Source organism: Pseudohongiella nitratireducens (assembly GCF_001642735.1).
Taxonomy (GTDB): Bacteria; Pseudomonadota; Gammaproteobacteria; order Pseudomonadales; family Pseudohongiellaceae; genus Pseudohongiella; species Pseudohongiella nitratireducens.
Genome location: NZ_LWHM01000004.1, coordinates 1 through 15,523, shown reverse-complemented (window position 1 = coordinate 15,523; position 15,523 = coordinate 1). Strand labels below are relative to the sequence as shown.

The window sequence follows — 15,523 nt, the reverse complement described above, 5'->3', positions numbered from 1 at the left end:
TGTAAACCTCCCCTAAAATTGGGCCAGTGATTTTTAGAGGTTCTTGTGGATAATAGTAGTTAACCACGGAGAACCGAAAATGCGAAAAACGAAATTCAGCGAGCACCAGATTATCAAGATCCTCAAGGAGGTCGAAGGCGGTAGGATGGTCAAGGATGTCTGCCGCGAGCATGGCATCTCCGATGCCACGTACTACAACTGGAAATCGAAGTATGGTGGTATGGAAGCCTCCGACATCCGACGGCTGAAAGCCCTGGAGGAGGAAAACGCCAAGCTCAAGCGAATGTATGCCGATATGGCGCTTGAGAACACTGCCCTGAAGGACGTCATTGAAAAAAAGCTCTAGCGCCGGCAGAGAAACGCAGTATTGTCGATTATCTGGTAAGTGAGCATGGGCTCAGCGTTCGGCGCAGCTGCAAAGCACTGCGACTGAGCCGCTCGACGTACGATTACCAGCCAGATACCCACAGGGACGACGAGGTGATCGAAACATTGCTGTCGGCGGTTGAACGCTATCCACGCTACGGATTCAGAAAGCTGTATCACGTACTGAGGCGAGAGGGCCATCAATGGAACCACAAGCGATTACACCGAGTGTACTGCGCTTTGAAGCTTAACATGCGACGACGCGGCAAACGACGACTACCCAGTCGCAACCCGAAACAGCTGTCAGTACCGCAGTCGTTGAACCAGAGTTGGTCGGTTGATTTTATGAGCGATGCACTGTACTGCGGGCGGCGATTTCGCACCTTCAATGTGGTCGATGACTTCAACCGTGAGGCTCTGGCCATCGAGATCGATCTGAATCTGCCAGCCGCACGAGTGATCCGCACGCTGGATCGACTGGCTGCTTGGCGCGGATATCCGGAGCAGGTCAGACTGGATAATGGCCCTGAGTTCATCTCGGTCGCACTGGCCGAATGGGCAGAGGAAAACAATGTGCACCTGGAATTTATTTCGCCAGGAAAACCAACGCAAAACTCATATGTTGAACGGTTCAATCGAACCTATCGGAACGAGGTATTAGATTTTTACGTCTTCCGGAATCTGACGGAAGTTCGGAATATCACAGAACAATGGCTGACAGAATACAATGAAGAACGGCCGCATGAGTCACTGAATGACATTCCGCCAGCAGAATATGCTCGGCTGAAAAATGAACCCTTGGCCTCTAAAAACTGTTGGCACTAATTAAGGGATGTTTACAGAAATATATGCAGAATACAAAGCTATATTTGAACGCTATTTGGCTTGGCGGAACGCTGTTTTCCCAAATGACTCAGACGGAGCATTATTCCCGCTTATTCGCAAAGGGGGGCGTGCTGAGGATAAGGCGCCTAATTTTGGTCGTATCAGACAAACCTGCAAGAAACTTGAGATGCAATTTATTTTGCCAAGTCATTTACGCAAAACTCGCATCAATTGGCTCCTGAGGCGCTCTGGCGATGACGACATGACAGCGGAGATGGCGCAACACTCAAAACAAACATTAGTTCGTGTTTACGAAGAACCGAGCCTTCATAGAGCAATGACAGAAGTAATGCGATTCTGGCAGTCCGCCGACCCTGTTATGAATCCACCGTCCCCGGGTGTTTGTAATGGTTTACCACTGCCTGTGGATATCATTCCGCACGGGGCAACACAGCCAGACTGCGCCCGACCCTCCGGTTGTCTGTGGTGCGAGCATCATCGAGATATCGATAGTCTCGATTATGTTTGGTCAATATCAAGTTTCAGATACTTAAAAAGTCTTGAATTGGCTAATTATCATCCGCCACAAAGAAAGAACTGGCCAGCTCACCCCGCACTCTTCTCAATTGAGCGCCTGTCTGACAAACTGCACTGGTTCAAGAACTCGAATCCAACCAGGAAAAGCTGGGTCGATGAATCGTTGTCACGCATAGAGGAAGGTGAATACCATCCCTCTTGGTCAAACCTTATTCAATCAATAGAGGCAAGTATTTAACATGATTCCACTGGAACAGTTTGGACTTGCAATTGATACGCCATTGGTGACGCCGTCATCACGAAGCTACCGTCCTCCAAGCTTCCCACCTCCTCGCGACTGGGTCGTAGTGGAGGATGCACAAGGCAATCCCGTTTCTCGATGGGGAGACCCAATCTGGCGCTTTGATTTGTGGGTAGGTGCACCGGTTTGCCTGAATTTCGGCGATGGCCCCAACAACAAAGCCTCTAGTATTGCACATATAGACCAGGCGAACGCAGATCTATTGCGCCTGTTAGTTACATGGAAGCTATGGGGTCCTCGAAGCCCTATCTCGGTTCGTTCAATGATTTCGGCATTCTTCACACCCTTCCGATCCATTTTTTCACTGTGCAGCCGCGAAGGCATTCTAGCCAGCGACCTGATGCGTTATTCGGCTGTTAGAGAGAAATTGCCAAAGACGTTAGCGCCCAGCCGTTACGACAGCACAGTGGCTGAGCTACACCGACTACTCGATGCGAGGCAAGAGTTAGGATTTATTTTATTGGATCAGCACGGCATTAAAGACTTGGTGAATAACAAACCGCAACAACATGCAAAAAAGCAAACTGCGTATATCCCTCCCCGCATATGGGCCTACCAGGTCAACCGCTTGCATGAGTGTCTGAATGAATATATTGCGCACCAACAGCAAGTCGAGAAGTGCTTCCATTTCTGTATAGATGCCTTCGCGAGAAACTATGGATCTTTGTCCGCTCTAATGTCGGAAAAGAAACTGAGTTCAAAGTCACCATTTAGGGTAATCGCAGACAGAAAGCTAGCAAGTGAGAAAGGGCGCATCCACTATGGTCATTTCGACGATACAGCAGACAAGTTCGGTCTGTCAGACCTTCTAAGTCGATGGGTGGGGCGTTCGAATTCCGTAGGACTTACTAGATTGACAAGCTACTTGTCTCTGATTCAATTTGCTGGACTCGCTTATATATGTAATTTCAGTTTAATGCGCATTGAAGAGGCCTCATCCTTGCGTTTGGGCTGCCTGGACTGGGAAGATGACGAGAAGCTCGGTCGCATTCCTATCCTAATTGGAGAGACGACTAAAACCGTTCAAGACAATGATGCTCGCTGGCCAACTAGCCCGAGCGTACAGGTCGCAATTGACGCGATGTCATCTGTTGCACGCTTGAGAATGAGATGCGCAGAGCAAAACCCTGTAGTTTCTCCCACGGAACGAGATAAAGCGAATCCGTATCTATATGGTCGATCTTATGAACCCTGGGCACCAGGTCATATAACAAGGAGTTACACCATAAGAAGACAAATACCATATTACAAATATGTTTTTGACTCTTTTCCAAATCTCTTTGATAAGGAAAAAATTAAAATAACACAAGAAGATATCAAAATAGCCAAATTAGTCACGCCAACACTCAACCTTGATGAATTCCAAGTGGGTTCGACATGGCCCTTAGCATGGCATCAGCTTAGGCGTACCGGAGCTGTGAATATGTTCGCGTCTGGCATACTCTCAAACTCGTCTATGCAATACCTGATGAAACACTGCAACCGACTAATGCCTTTGTATTACGGCAAAGAGCACACTAAGCTATGTTTAAACAATGAGGCAAGAGATTTGGTCTTAAATTCGATGTACGAAGTTATGGGCAAGGAAATCCAGGGCTTGCTTTCTGATCGTTTCGTGTCGCCGTATGGCGATAAAAGAAAGGAGATGATCGTCGTGAATCTAGTCACGGAATCCGATGCCAAGAGATTCTCTGAGTCAGCAAAAAGAGGGGAGATTTCTTTCCGTAGTACCCGGATTGGTGGTTGCACTAAGAGAGAAGCATGTTCCTACGGTGGCTATGAATCTATCTCTCATTGTGCTGGCTCTGATGGAGGTCAACCTTGCGTCTACGCTCTGTACGACAGAGATAAAGCAGATTCAAACAAAAAGTATCTGACCAGCCTTGAGAAGCGCCTATTGGATGCACCAGTCGGTAGTCCGCTCCGACTTTCGCTTGAAGCTGAAAAGCGTGGATTGGAGGAATACTTCGATGTCATTAGTAGTAGAAGCTAAACAAACAGCGGAGCAGCGCTTTAGGGCTGCCTTTGATCGGTTGAAACAAGGCAATCCTGAGATTTTAGCCAGGACGGCAACAGTTAGTCAGAACAATGTGGCCAAAGAAGCGAACTGCGACCCTTCTGCGTTACGAAAGTCACGTTTTCCTTCCCTTGTCGCTGAGATTCAGCACTATGTTGAAATGCACAAGGGGGAGGCCCCTGACTCGGAACGACAGCAGATGCTCAAGAGACGACGGAGCAATAGAAAGACCAAGGACTTAATCAATGACCTGAGACGGCAGCGAGATGTGGCAGCGGGTTTACTATTGGAAGCCAACACGCTTATTGTAGATCTCAATGAACAGCTTGCGGATGCCAATAAGAAGCTCAACGAATACAAGCCGACCACTACAACCATAAACTCGGACAAGTTCCGGTAGGCGTAAATATGAGAATTTGGCCACTTTGAAATACTAGGTTTTGTTATTTCGCTAAATACTCAAATTGCAGGGCGCCGTTATCGGCAAATCAGATCTAGGTCAGAGACCTTTAATAACAAATGATATCATGCCATTCGAGAGTCAATGTCGGAAAAAGAAAGCTTTTAGATTTTCAAGAAACGCTGGAAAACGATACCCCTCGATCGTATTGCAAAGCTTATATCCGAAGTATTGAGTGCGTATTGCCAATTTAAAGGTCTATGAGAGTAATTTGCATCTTATCTCTTAGAATCTATTTAATTTTTAACCTGAGGACTCACAGTTGAAGCACCAAGAACATATTGTATGTATTAAATCGGACCGCGTAATTAACTTAGGCAATGGTACAGCAACCTATGATTTAAGCCTTGGGGATCTTATGCTTGGCCAGCGTGAACGCCTTGAAAACGACGAGGATTTCAGGCAAGTATTACCTATTTCTGTATTCATTCACCAAGGCTCAGTGTGGGCGTATGAACGCACAAAGAAAGGTGGCGAGACTAGGCTACACAACAAAATTGCTATTGCTGTAGGTGGTCATTGGGATATTAGCGACATAATAATCAAAAATGGGATTATAGACCTCCCCGCCTCCCTTGATACAGCGATAAAACGGGAGTTAGACGAAGAAATTCGACTAACATCGAATATCGTAAACAGTTACCGTATCCCCTTCGCTATCTGTTCAGACGAAACTGAAGTGGATAGAGTTCATCTTGGTTTAATCTGGGTACACGAATTAGATGGCACTGGCATCGAAGCGGTGGAGGATCAACTACATGAAATAGGGTTTGTTCCCCCATTGGAACTTCTAAATGGCAAATATAATCTTGAAACTTGGGCAAAAATAATTTGTCATATGATACTGCCTGCCCAGTAGTTTCGGGGTTGTTATTTTTCAGGCCAACTAGAACCAGAAACTATCATAAAAGAGACACACCCACTTGCACTGTTTACGATCCCATTCAACCTTTGTTTGGGATGACATAGATTCCAAGGATTTCTATGCGAATTGCGTATTCGGTGAACGTGAACAACTATTATTGCGGACGTGAACGCCGTTCTTTCTCAACGCATCACCCGGATCGGTGGGTGCCTCAGGTGTTCACGTTCAATCGACTGATGCCATTGTTTTACACATAGACTCACCCTTCAGAACGAGCCGCTGCGCGTTATACATCAGGCGATCAACGATATCGCACCGGCAAGGGCATTGACCGCCGGGCTGTTGCGCCACAGAACTGTAGATAGCTGGCTGATGACCAGGTGGAGCGGTAATCTCCCAGTTATTGGGGTCTCTGCCCATGTGGCCCTCACTTGGCCGCCAACGAAAAAGGCTCAGAAGCTTCCTGATGACTGTAACCTTGATCGATAACCAACTGTGCTGTTTCGAGCCTGAATTCAGGGCTGAAATTGGGGCTTTTCTTCTTTGTCATTTTGTCACCTAATTTGCTATGGCTGCTATCATAGCAGCTCTAATTAGGTGGCCAAATTCACTATGCCACTACAGGTTAAAGCGCACATTTGCGCATACTCCTTTTCCCTATTATGAGGCTTTTCTGAAGTGTCCGTAAAATCGGGGTAGAACCCTTGGTGTTATTTCCAGTGGCGGACAATTGACCAATCGAGGATCTTGGTGGTAATGTATATACGATAGTCCATTTAGGTATAGGTCGTGTACCGAAAAATTGTTTTCGCACTGTTGCTAGTCCTGCACTACTCGATGGCTTTTGGAGCAATCGAAGCATCTACTGTGGAAAATGATCAGCACCATTTGGGGGCCGTTGTCCAACACGACCACAATCACTCACATGAAACAACTCACGACCATCACTTCAGTTTTTCTTTATCGACGGAAAGTGCTGAACAACATCAAAATAATGATGGCTGGCACGAACATCAACATAAACACGGTATAAATATTCAATTAAACATTGACTTACCTTCCTTGTTTGCACTCGACTTTCATAGCACAGCACTACCCCCGCTAACTGCATACCGATTTACCCTCAACTCACTTAGTCACGCGCCCGCCGTACCCCCACCCAACAACCTGTAATTCTGGGCGATACGCCCGTTTATATCGTTTTTAAAGTTCGATCAGGTTTTGTCACCTAGTTGATGGTGTCAGCCTGTATCGGTTCGCGATACTCGATAATCAGGTTATTTCAAAATGAAAATTTATTTTAACCACCCTTGCTCCGTTTTACGGTTTGCAATGGTGACGTTACTCCTATTCTTGTCCTTAGCTATTTTTCCTGCAGATGTGCTAGCGCATGGCGTCACCGAAGGGGATAAAGGTTTTATCCAGGAAAGTAGTGGGATCATGATTCTCCCATTTATATATTTAGGCGCAAAACACATGGTCACCGGTTATGACCATCTACTATTTTTAGTTGGTGTTATCTTTTTCCTTTATCGGTTTAAGGATGTAGGCATTTACGTCAGTCTTTTTGCGCTAGGGCACACCCTCACATTAATGTCTGGCACACTAATGCAGATAAGTGTCAATGCATATCTTATTGATGCCATTATTGGTTTTTCCATTGTTTACAAAGCGCTAGACAATCTTGGTGCATTTCAGCAGTGGTTTGGTTTCCAGCCGGACACTCGCATCGCCACCATGATATTTGGTCTGTTTCACGGTTTTGGTTTGGCAACAAAAATACTTGATTACCAAGTATCAGCAGACGGGTTAGTCACAAACCTTATTGCATTTAATGTCGGAGTTGAGCTTGGGCAATTATTGGCATTGGGTGTCATTTTGATTGCCATGGGTTTCTGGCGTCGCTCCGAAAGATTTTCTCGCCAAGCATACACTGCGCAAGTGCTCTTAATGACCGCAGGCTTCTTGCTGACAGGTTATCAACTCACTGGCTATTTCATTGCCTGACATTTATCAAATATTAAGACAGGAAAATAATCATGCATATAAACAACGAGTCATCAACAACGGCACTGCCCTCTTCTATACAACTTTTAAAATCAACGGTCTACGCTTCGATAGCTGCATTGATTTTGCTGCTGACGATTGTCATGCCAGCAGAATATGGCATCGACCCCACCGGGGTTGGCAGTGTTACCGGTCTTAAACGTATGGGCGAAATAAAAATGGCCTTGGCTGACGAGGCTGCTGCTGAAGCTCAAGCAATCGCGACTGCAATTAATTCATCATTAGCAGATTCAAGCATTGAACCTGACTCCCCTGTTGAGACAAACCCCGCCATTCCAGAAGTTTCACAGGCAGATGCTTCACAACAGACCATTGCTGGGGAAAACGAATCTATGGCTACCCGAAATGATGCAATGGAAGTGTTGCTTGCTCCGGGTGTAGGAAAAGAGATCAAAGTTAAGCTAGCGAAAGGCAAAATCGTTCAGTACAGCTGGCAGTCTGAGGGAGGTATCGCCAACTTTGATGTTCATGGCGACTCTGTAGCACTTGATATTGATTATCACAATTACAGCCGTGGAGCTGAACATAGCAGTAGCGGTGAGTTAGAAGCTGCATTTGATGGCAATCACGGGTGGTTCTGGCGTAACCGTACGGACAGTCCGATTGTTGTGAAAATACAAACAAGTGGCGAATATACCGACATTTTCCTTGTTGAATAGGGAGCCGTTATGCAAGTTCGAAAGACAATATTGATAGGAACAATAACATCGACCCTATTCATGTTACCTGGCTGGCTACTTGGTGCTGAGAAACTCACATTGGAACAGGCTGTTAACCGTACCATTACACAGAATCCAGATCTCAGGGCTTTTGGGTTCGAAATGCGAGTACAAGACAGTGCCATTTTACAAGCTACTCTGTCCCCAAAACCTGAATTGACCATTGCTGTTGAGGATGTGCTTGGTACAGGTGTAGCGCAAGGACTATCCGGATCACAAACCACTGTCAGTATCAGCTGGATTCTTGAAGGAGAGCTGCGTCAACGTCGAATAGATGCGGCTCGTACTGGCTCCTTAGTTTTGGCCAGTGAAGCAGCAGTCATGCGCCTGGATGCAGCAGCGCAGACAGCTCGTGAATACACAAAGGCAATGGCCCTGCAGGCACGTTTAGAGTTAGCCGAGCAGGCAATTGCTCTTGCCTCTGACGCTGTAGCAATGATTAGCCAACGAGTTAATGCAGGTACCTCTCCTAGGTCTGAATTGGCCAGAGCTCGTGCAGAGTTATCCATGAGGGAACTGATACTGGAGGATCTGAACCACGCATTGCTCGGGTCTTTCCATCGTATTGCAGCTCAATGGGGATCACTAGATCCAAGCTTCGATCGTGTGGAAGGGAATCTTATGAACCTTCCTGCTGTAGAGAGTTATTCAACACTGGAGAGTCGTGTTGAACAGAATCCAGATCTAATGCGGTTCTTGTCAGAGAAGCGACTATACGAAAGCACCCTTCAATTGGAACAGGCTAGAAAGGAATCGCCATGGCGTTTTAATGCAGGGGTGCGGCGATTAGAGAGTAGTTCAGATGTTGGTTTTATAGGTGGCGTAACTATTCCTTTAAATCGCGGAAACCTTAATCAAGGCCGCATAGAGGAAGCCAGGGCTAGGTTGGAGCAAGCATCTGCTAGAGAAAATGCCGAGCGAGTTCGTGTAATGACATCGTTATTCCTGTTTCATCAGGAGCTGGAACACAGTTTGCACATAGCAACATCTTTGCAAAACGATGTGATTCCGGAATATGAGCAAGCATTAACTGAAGTCAGTCGCGCCTACAAGCTTGGTAGTTCCAGTTATATGGAGTGGCTGCAGGTTGAAGATGATCTACTCACAGCTCGAGAAGAATTACTCGAAGCCAGTACTCTTGCACATCAAAACATAATTGAAATTGAACGACTGACTGGCGTGCGCATTGCGCAGGCTAAATCTGTTGAATGAGGCTAACCATGTACTCAATTTTGAAATCTTTAATAAATACTGAACGTTTACGGGGAGCCGCTTACATGGCTCCGTTGATATTGATATTACTGCTTATCTCGTGCAGTGAATCAACGCAAAAAGATATAACTATGGCTGAAACAGATGGCGTGAACACTGATGAGCGTGGGCCTAATAACGGGATCATGTTACGTGATGGTGATTTTGAACTTGAACTTGCTATCTTTGAAACAGGGGTTCCTCCTGAATATCGAGCATGGGCTACGAAGGGGAATAACCCTATTGATCCATCTGAAATCAACCTTAACGTCCAGCTTACTCGCCTAGGAGGTGTTATAGATGATATTGATTTCGTGCCGACTGGTGATGCACTCCGTGGTGATATGGTGATTTACGAGCCGCACTCTTTTAGGGTTTCAGTAACTGCACAATATAATGGTGCCATTCATCGTTGGGCTTATGACAGCTTTGAAGGGCGCACGATGATTGAGCCTGCCGTAGTAGAGGCACTTGGCATCCAAACAGAAATTGCAGGGCCTGCGATTATCGAGGAACAGATTTCCGTTTATGGCCGGATAGTGGCTAATACCGATAGCATATCTAAGGTCCAGGCACGGTTCGATGGGAAGATTGAAACAGTTGCATTCTCTCTAGGCGACTATGTCAATGCTGGCGATACGTTGGCAGTCATTGAAAGCAATCAAAGTCTGACTACGTTCAATCTTATCTCTCCTATAAGCGGACTTATTACTGAAAAAAATGCAATTAGCGGTGAACCAACAGCGGGTAGAGTGCTTTTCACCATCACTGACACCTCAACTGTTTGGGCTGATTTAGCCATATTCCCAGCTGATTTAAATCGTATTCGTGGTGGGGAGCAAGTACGAATACATACGCCTTTTTCAGAAACAACCTTAACCAGCAAAATCTCAAGAATTATGCCAGAAATAGCGAATAATCAGGCTGTAACAGCGCGTGTTGTGTTGGAAAACCCGACCGGCTCCCTGCGGGTAGGCACCTGGGTCGAGGCTAGAATTAATGTTGCTGAACATGAAGTCCCGTTAGCGGTTAAACGAGAAGGACTGCAATCATTTCGTGACTTCACTGTCGTTTACGCACAAGTAGGCAACGAATTTGAAGTCAGAATGCTCGAAATGGGACGCCAGTCAGATGAGTGGGTAGAAATATTGGGAGGCCTTGAGCCTGGAACACGATATGTCACAGAGAATAGTTACATATTAAAAGCAGATGTTGAAAAGTCCGGCGCATCTCACGACCACTAAGGAGCCATCATGCTTGAATCAATCATTAATTTCTCCCTGGCTCGGCGTGGTTTAATACTGACACTAACAATCATGCTAGTTGGTCTGGGGGTCTGGAACTTTAACCGCCTACCTATCGACGCTGTGCCAGATATCACTAATGTACAGGTAGCTGTAAATACATCGGCTCCAGGCTATACGCCTTTGGAGGTTGAACAACGGATTACGTTCGTTCTGGAAAATGCCATGAGCGGAATGCCGGGTTTATCCTACACACGCTCTGTTTCTCGATATGGGCTGTCTCAGGTGACAGCTATATTTGAAGATGGTACTGATATTTATTTTGCTCGACAGCAGGTCAGTGAACGTATTGCCGCAATTAGAAATGAGTTACCTACAGGGCTTGAACCAGAAATGGGTCCAATCGCTACTGGTCTTGGCGAAATTTTTATGTTCACAGTAGATGCTGAGCCAGGTGCAACTAACCCTGATGGTTCTATGGTCACTCCTACTGACCTGCGCAGTGTGCATGATTGGATCATAAGACCTCAACTTCTACGCGTACCTGGTGTTGTTGAAGTTAACCCTATAGGTGGCTTCAGAAAAGAGATACTCGTGGCTCCAGATCCGACTAAATTACTCACTTTTGATGTTAGTAGCTCTGAAGTTTTTAATGCTCTGCAGAAAGATAACCGAAATAAAGGTGTCGGTTTCATCGAGAATAATGGTTCGCAATTACTAATGCGTGTGCCAGGCCAGGCAAGCACTCTTGATGATTTGCGGAATGTTGTAATTAAGCAACGAGACAGCATACCTGTACTGGTTAGTGATGTTGCTAAAGTATCGATTGGGCAGGAGTTGCGCTCAGGCGCCGCTACTCAAAACGGGCGAGAAGTCGTCATGAGCACTGTGTTTATGCTGGTTGGTGAAAACAGTAGAGAGGTCGCTAACAATACAGCTATCCGTTTACAGGAGATTCAATCAAGTTTGCCACCCGGCATTACAGCTACCGCTGTTTATGACCGCACTACCCTGGTTGACAAAACTCTTCAAACAGTTGAGAAAAATCTAATAGAGGGTGCATTGTTGGTAATCGCCGTACTCTTTCTATTATTGGGCAACATAAAAGCGGCCCTTTTGACGGCAGCTGTTATTCCAATTGCCATGTTAATGACCATAACCGGGATGGTTCAAACACGTGTTAGTGCGAACTTGATGAGTCTCGGGGCGCTAGATTTTGGTCTAATCATCGATGGCAGTGTCATTATTGTAGAAAATTGCCTTCGTCGCTTAAGTCAAGCGAGCGAACAAGGAAAACTAGAGCTCAAACGACGATTAGAGGTAGTTTCAACTGCTACACGTGAGGTAATTCGCCCTGCTTTATTTGGGGTGTTTATCATTACCGCTGTATATATACCTATTTTCGCGCTGGATGGTGTAGAAGGTAAGATGTTTCATCCGATGGCGATCACAGTTGTGATAGCTCTGCTATGCGGTATGTTGCTTAGTATTACTTTTGTGCCAGCTTGTGTCGCTATCTTGTTCAATAAACCGGTGGTAGAAAAGAAGAATCCAATTATGACGGTGGCGCATTCTTTATATAGACCTGCGCTAAAAACAGCACTTCATCTACGTTGGTTGGTTGTTGTGATTGCTGTTGTGTTGGTTGGTTTGTGCGGGTCGTTGGTCATGCGTATGGGCGCAGAATTTATTCCAAATTTAGATGAGGGTGATATTGCCATGCATGCTCTGCGCATACCAGGCACATCGCTTGACCAGGCTATAGCGTTGCAGTTTAAACTTGAGGAAGAAATACGCCAAATACCAGAAGTGGAGCGTGTTTTCTCCAAGATAGGTAGTGCTGAGGTCGCAACTGATCCTATGCCGCCAAGTGTAGCCGACACGTTTATTATCTTAAAAGAACGAGATCAATGGCCTGACCCATCAAAACTCAAATCAGAGGTGGTGTCAGACCTTGAAACCATAGTGACACCAATCCCAGGTAATCGTTATGAGTTCTTGCAACCAATCCAAATGCGATTTAATGAGCTTCTAGCCGGTGTACGTAGTGAGCTTGCTATACAGGTGTTTGGTGACGACTTTGATCAGCTGATTGAAATAGGTACTGAGATTGAAAATATTGTTGCAGGCATTCCAGGGGTAGCAGACCTTGCTTTAGAGCAAACCACAGGGCTGCCAGTCATGACTTTACAACCGCGTCGGGAAAATTTAGCGCGACTGGGTTTAAGCATTACAGAGCTTCAAGATACATTAGCTATGGCATTGGGAGGTGCCGTTGCAGGTCAGTTCTATGAGGGGGACCAACGCTCTGATATCGTTCTAAGATTATCAGAAGAAAGACGCAGTGATCCTGACTCCTATCAAACCCTCCCTGTGATGTTGCCTGATGGTGGTTATGTTCCTTTAGGGGAAGTAGCCAATATCAGCATTAGCACTGGTTATAATCAGGTATATCGTGAAAATGGAAAGCGCAGAGTGGTCGTCACTGCAAATGTCCGTGGACGTGATCTAGGCTCGTTTGTTAATGAAGTACAGCAATCGGTACAACGTAACGTAGAGGTGCCGCCGGGTTACTGGGTTGAGTATGGGGGGACATTTGAACAGCTGCAGTCAGCTTCACAGAGGTTACTGTTAGTAGTTCCCGCTACTCTCTTGCTTATTGCATTATTATTGGTGATGGCTCTAGGCTCCATACGAGACTCTGCCATTATCTTTTCAGGTGTACCGCTTGCATTAACAGGGGGAGTGCTGGCGTTACTGGTTCGAGATATACCTCTATCTATCTCTGCTGGAGTTGGGTTCATTGCCCTGTCAGGTATAGCCGTACTTAATGGTTTAGTTATGCTTTCCTTTATTAGGGATTTAGCCACACAGGGACACAAACTTGATCATGCTATTATAGAAGGCGCTGTTGGACGCTTAAGGCCCGTCATGATGACTGCATTGGTAGCTTCATTGGGATTTATACCGATGGCTTTGAATAGTGGAATCGGTTCCGAGGTTCAACGTCCATTAGCAACAGTAGTGATCGGAGGCATTATCACCTCTACCTTATTGACACTGTTTGTGTTGCCTGCACTTTATCGACTGGTTCACAACAAGGAATAATCTTCCATCATTAGACTAAAATTTAATTCACAACAACTGCGGTGTTGCACTGCAGTTGTTGTGAATATTTTCTTAGTGAAGTTTTAAAGTTCTTATTTTATTGAGAAAACAATATTCTCGGATATAGGCAAATACCCACTATTATCAACTCTTGTGTCTAAAAAATATTCTAGTAATTCAAGTGGAAACTACTGTTTCCTGCTTCATTAATTGTTCGTATACTTCTCTGCATTTCATACATCTTGAGCACTCGCTATTCCCAACAGGAACAACCATTCGGCAACGGCAATTCCGATTACCATGGATAGAACCCGTATTGATGATTAAAATTAATTATGGATTGGGATTTCATCCATACTTAACATTAGGGAGTACTTAGATTTGAAGAAATCGATGACACTAATCCAATCAGGGTACTCACTCGATCCGAAGTGTAGTATTTCGCCCTCAAAAGCCTCTTGGCCTTTCCCCGAAATTTTGTCGTCTATTAAAAAATCACCTCTGTTCAGCCCCTTGTTTGGGCTAATAATCAGCTTGTACGCTGCCTGTAAACCTAGGTGCTCTTCTACCCAGGTGCGCTTCTCGCTGTAACAGTGAGGGTTCCTTACTGAGGGCGCGGTGAGAATATATACATCAAAGCTAGGCTGGGAAGTTAACCACTGAAAGGACTCAACGGCACCTTTGACAGGTGAAAGACTCAGATACAGACCAGGTATACTTTGAGGAAAGTCTTGTGTTGGTGTAATCCCCCCGTTTTTAGGAGCAGCTATTAGTAGAAACTTATGCTGCCATCAGTAATCGCCGCGGTGGTACGCCTCCGATACCTGTATGGGGTCTTTCGTTATTGTATTTCCACAGCCATTCAGTGGCCAGCTCTTGAGCATGACCGACCGAATGAAACTGATGCATATCCAGCCATTCGTGTCTGACCGTGCGGTTGAATCGCTCAATATACGCGTTCTGTGTTGGCCGGTGTTTTTCAAGATAGTTGACACCTTTTTCTTCACGCGGCCTGTTTCTCCGCACTGATAATCTGATCGTCTCTTTCCGGATTCAAACACACTGCTCCGACCGGCGTACAGTTCCTGGTTGGTCGACTACCCCAACGTGACGGCGTATTCAGTTTTGCTCGCTCCAGGATCTCTTTACGATTGTTCAGTATCGTCTGATCCTGACCACTGTGCCGCTGCTGCGGTGTCACAAACCGGATCTTGCTGTGCTTGTGTTCATGGTTGTACCAGTAGATAAACCGTTCAACCCATTGCCTGGCTGCTGTCAGATCCACAAACCCGTTTGACGGCCACTGTGGTCGGTATTTCAATGTTCGGAACACCGACTCTGCATAAGCATTGTCGTTGCTCACTCGCGGCCGGCTGTACGATGGCATCACGCCTAGCTCTTCCAGTTTTATTTTCAGTGTCTGAGACTTCATTGGCGAACCATTGTCGGAGTGCAGAACCAGCGGCGTGTTAAAGCACTGCTCACTTAAAAGTGAGCGCTGCAATAGTGCTGCCGCATGCTCACCGCATTCCACCTCATACACCTCGTAGCCAACGATTTTCCGGCTGTACACGTCCATGAACATGTACAAGTAGAAAAACTGACCACGGACCTGGGAGGCGAGATAGGTTATATCCCAAACCCACACCTGGCACGGCGCTCTGGCAATATGTGTGCTCAGTGCCGTTTTACGTTGCGGCGCATGTGCCTTGCCTCTGTGGTGTAGCTGTCCTTTTTCTTTGAGCACCCGATAAAACGAGGAC

At 46.0% G+C, this 15,523-nt stretch carries 14 protein-coding genes; 10 read left to right on the top strand and 4 right to left on the bottom strand.

The features are described 5' to 3' along the window. Window positions 1-79: 79 nt before the first annotated feature. The 5 genes from PSCS_RS15455 (at window position 80) to PSCS_RS02430 (ending at window position 5,365) form a co-directional block, all read left to right on the top strand. Window positions 80-1,191, top strand: a protein-coding gene (locus PSCS_RS15455; protein WP_397387140.1) for an IS3 family transposase whose coding sequence is annotated in 2 segments (ribosomal slippage) — window positions 80-332 and window positions 332-1,191 — 1,113 coding nt in all. Because the reading frame shifts where the segments join, the coding sequence is not laid out codon by codon here. Window positions 1,192-1,198: 7 nt separating this feature from the next. Then, the gene (locus PSCS_RS02445) at window positions 1,199-1,966 is read left to right on the top strand and encodes a hypothetical protein (protein WP_068810224.1); all 768 of its coding nucleotides are present in this window, start codon (window positions 1,199-1,201) and stop codon (window positions 1,964-1,966) included. A 1-nt stretch (window position 1,967) separates the two neighbouring features. Then, window positions 1,968-4,022, top strand: a complete 2,055-nt coding sequence (locus PSCS_RS15450) for a hypothetical protein (RefSeq protein WP_082869568.1) — start codon at window positions 1,968-1,970, stop codon at window positions 4,020-4,022. After that, window positions 4,000-4,446, top strand: coding sequence for a hypothetical protein (locus tag PSCS_RS02435; protein ID WP_068810223.1), 447 nt, complete (start codon window positions 4,000-4,002; stop codon window positions 4,444-4,446). Before PSCS_RS15450 ends, PSCS_RS02435 begins: the two co-directional genes overlap by 23 nt. A gap of 322 nt (window positions 4,447-4,768) precedes the next feature. Continuing rightward, a complete protein-coding gene (locus tag PSCS_RS02430) occupies window positions 4,769-5,365 on the top strand; it encodes a hypothetical protein (protein WP_068810222.1) in 597 nt (198 codons plus the stop codon). Between the two features lie 433 nt (window positions 5,366-5,798). On the opposite strand, the gene PSCS_RS15960 is transcribed toward PSCS_RS02430, so the two are convergent. Then, complete coding sequence (locus PSCS_RS15960) at window positions 5,799-5,921, bottom strand: transposase (protein WP_188619166.1); 123 nt, start codon at window positions 5,919-5,921, stop codon at window positions 5,799-5,801. A 737-nt stretch (window positions 5,922-6,658) separates the two neighbouring features. Between PSCS_RS15960 and PSCS_RS02425 the strand changes: the two genes are divergently transcribed. From PSCS_RS02425 to PSCS_RS02405, 5 genes are all read left to right on the top strand, one after another. Then, window positions 6,659-7,378: a HupE/UreJ family protein gene (locus PSCS_RS02425; protein WP_082866517.1), complete on the top strand. Its 720-nt coding sequence runs from the start codon at window positions 6,659-6,661 to the stop codon at window positions 7,376-7,378. A 32-nt stretch (window positions 7,379-7,410) separates the two neighbouring features. Beyond that, entirely contained in the window at window positions 7,411-8,097 is a 687-nt protein-coding gene (locus tag PSCS_RS02420; RefSeq protein WP_068810221.1) for a hypothetical protein, read from the top strand. 9 nt (window positions 8,098-8,106) lie between these two features. Beyond that, on the top strand, window positions 8,107-9,369 hold the full coding sequence (locus tag PSCS_RS02415) for a TolC family protein (RefSeq protein ID WP_082866516.1): 1,263 nt from the start codon (window positions 8,107-8,109) through the stop codon (window positions 9,367-9,369). 65 nt (window positions 9,370-9,434) lie between these two features. Then, window positions 9,435-10,652, top strand: a complete 1,218-nt coding sequence (locus tag PSCS_RS02410; RefSeq protein WP_068810219.1) for an efflux RND transporter periplasmic adaptor subunit — start codon at window positions 9,435-9,437, stop codon at window positions 10,650-10,652. Window positions 10,653-10,661: 9 nt separating this feature from the next. Next, window positions 10,662-13,760 carry an efflux RND transporter permease subunit gene (locus PSCS_RS02405; protein WP_068810218.1) on the top strand — a complete coding sequence of 1,033 codons (3,099 nt, stop codon included), beginning with the start codon at window positions 10,662-10,664 and terminating at the stop codon, window positions 13,758-13,760. A 329-nt stretch (window positions 13,761-14,089) separates the two neighbouring features. Here the strand turns inward: PSCS_RS02405 and PSCS_RS16395 are convergent, their stop codons facing one another. The 3 genes from PSCS_RS16395 to PSCS_RS02395 all read right to left on the bottom strand — a co-directional run. After that, complete coding sequence (locus tag PSCS_RS16395) at window positions 14,090-14,461, bottom strand: 5' nucleotidase, NT5C type (protein ID WP_229694703.1); 372 nt, start codon at window positions 14,459-14,461, stop codon at window positions 14,090-14,092. A gap of 79 nt (window positions 14,462-14,540) precedes the next feature. Further along, window positions 14,541-14,798 carry a transposase gene (locus PSCS_RS02400; protein WP_397387143.1) on the bottom strand — a complete coding sequence of 86 codons (258 nt, stop codon included), beginning with the start codon at window positions 14,796-14,798 and terminating at the stop codon, window positions 14,541-14,543. Beyond that, on the bottom strand, window positions 14,764-15,523 hold a 760-nt coding region (locus PSCS_RS02395; RefSeq protein ID WP_068810216.1), incomplete at its 5' end, for an IS3 family transposase. The genes PSCS_RS02395 and PSCS_RS02400, both read right to left, overlap by 35 nt.

Excerpts from the sequence above, each read along its gene's own strand:
- PSCS_RS02405 (WP_068810218.1), top strand. The coding sequence starts at position 10,662 with ATGCTTGAATCAATCATTAATTTCTCCCTGGCTCGGCGTGGTTTAATA.
- PSCS_RS02425 (WP_082866517.1), top strand. The coding sequence starts at position 6,659 with ATGAAAATTTATTTTAACCACCCTTGCTCCGTTTTACGGTTTGCAATG.
- PSCS_RS02420 (WP_068810221.1), top strand. The coding sequence starts at position 7,411 with ATGCATATAAACAACGAGTCATCAACAACGGCACTGCCCTCTTCTATA.
- PSCS_RS02415 (WP_082866516.1), top strand. The coding sequence starts at position 8,107 with ATGCAAGTTCGAAAGACAATATTGATAGGAACAATAACATCGACCCTA.
- PSCS_RS02410 (WP_068810219.1), top strand. The coding sequence starts at position 9,435 with ATGGCTCCGTTGATATTGATATTACTGCTTATCTCGTGCAGTGAATCA.
- PSCS_RS02445 (WP_068810224.1), top strand. The coding sequence starts at position 1,199 with ATGTTTACAGAAATATATGCAGAATACAAAGCTATATTTGAACGCTAT.
- PSCS_RS15450 (WP_082869568.1), top strand. The coding sequence starts at position 1,968 with ATGATTCCACTGGAACAGTTTGGACTTGCAATTGATACGCCATTGGTG.
- PSCS_RS02435 (WP_068810223.1), top strand. The coding sequence starts at position 4,000 with ATGTCATTAGTAGTAGAAGCTAAACAAACAGCGGAGCAGCGCTTTAGG.
- PSCS_RS15960 (WP_188619166.1), bottom strand. The coding sequence starts at position 5,921 with ATGACAAAGAAGAAAAGCCCCAATTTCAGCCCTGAATTCAGGCTCGAA.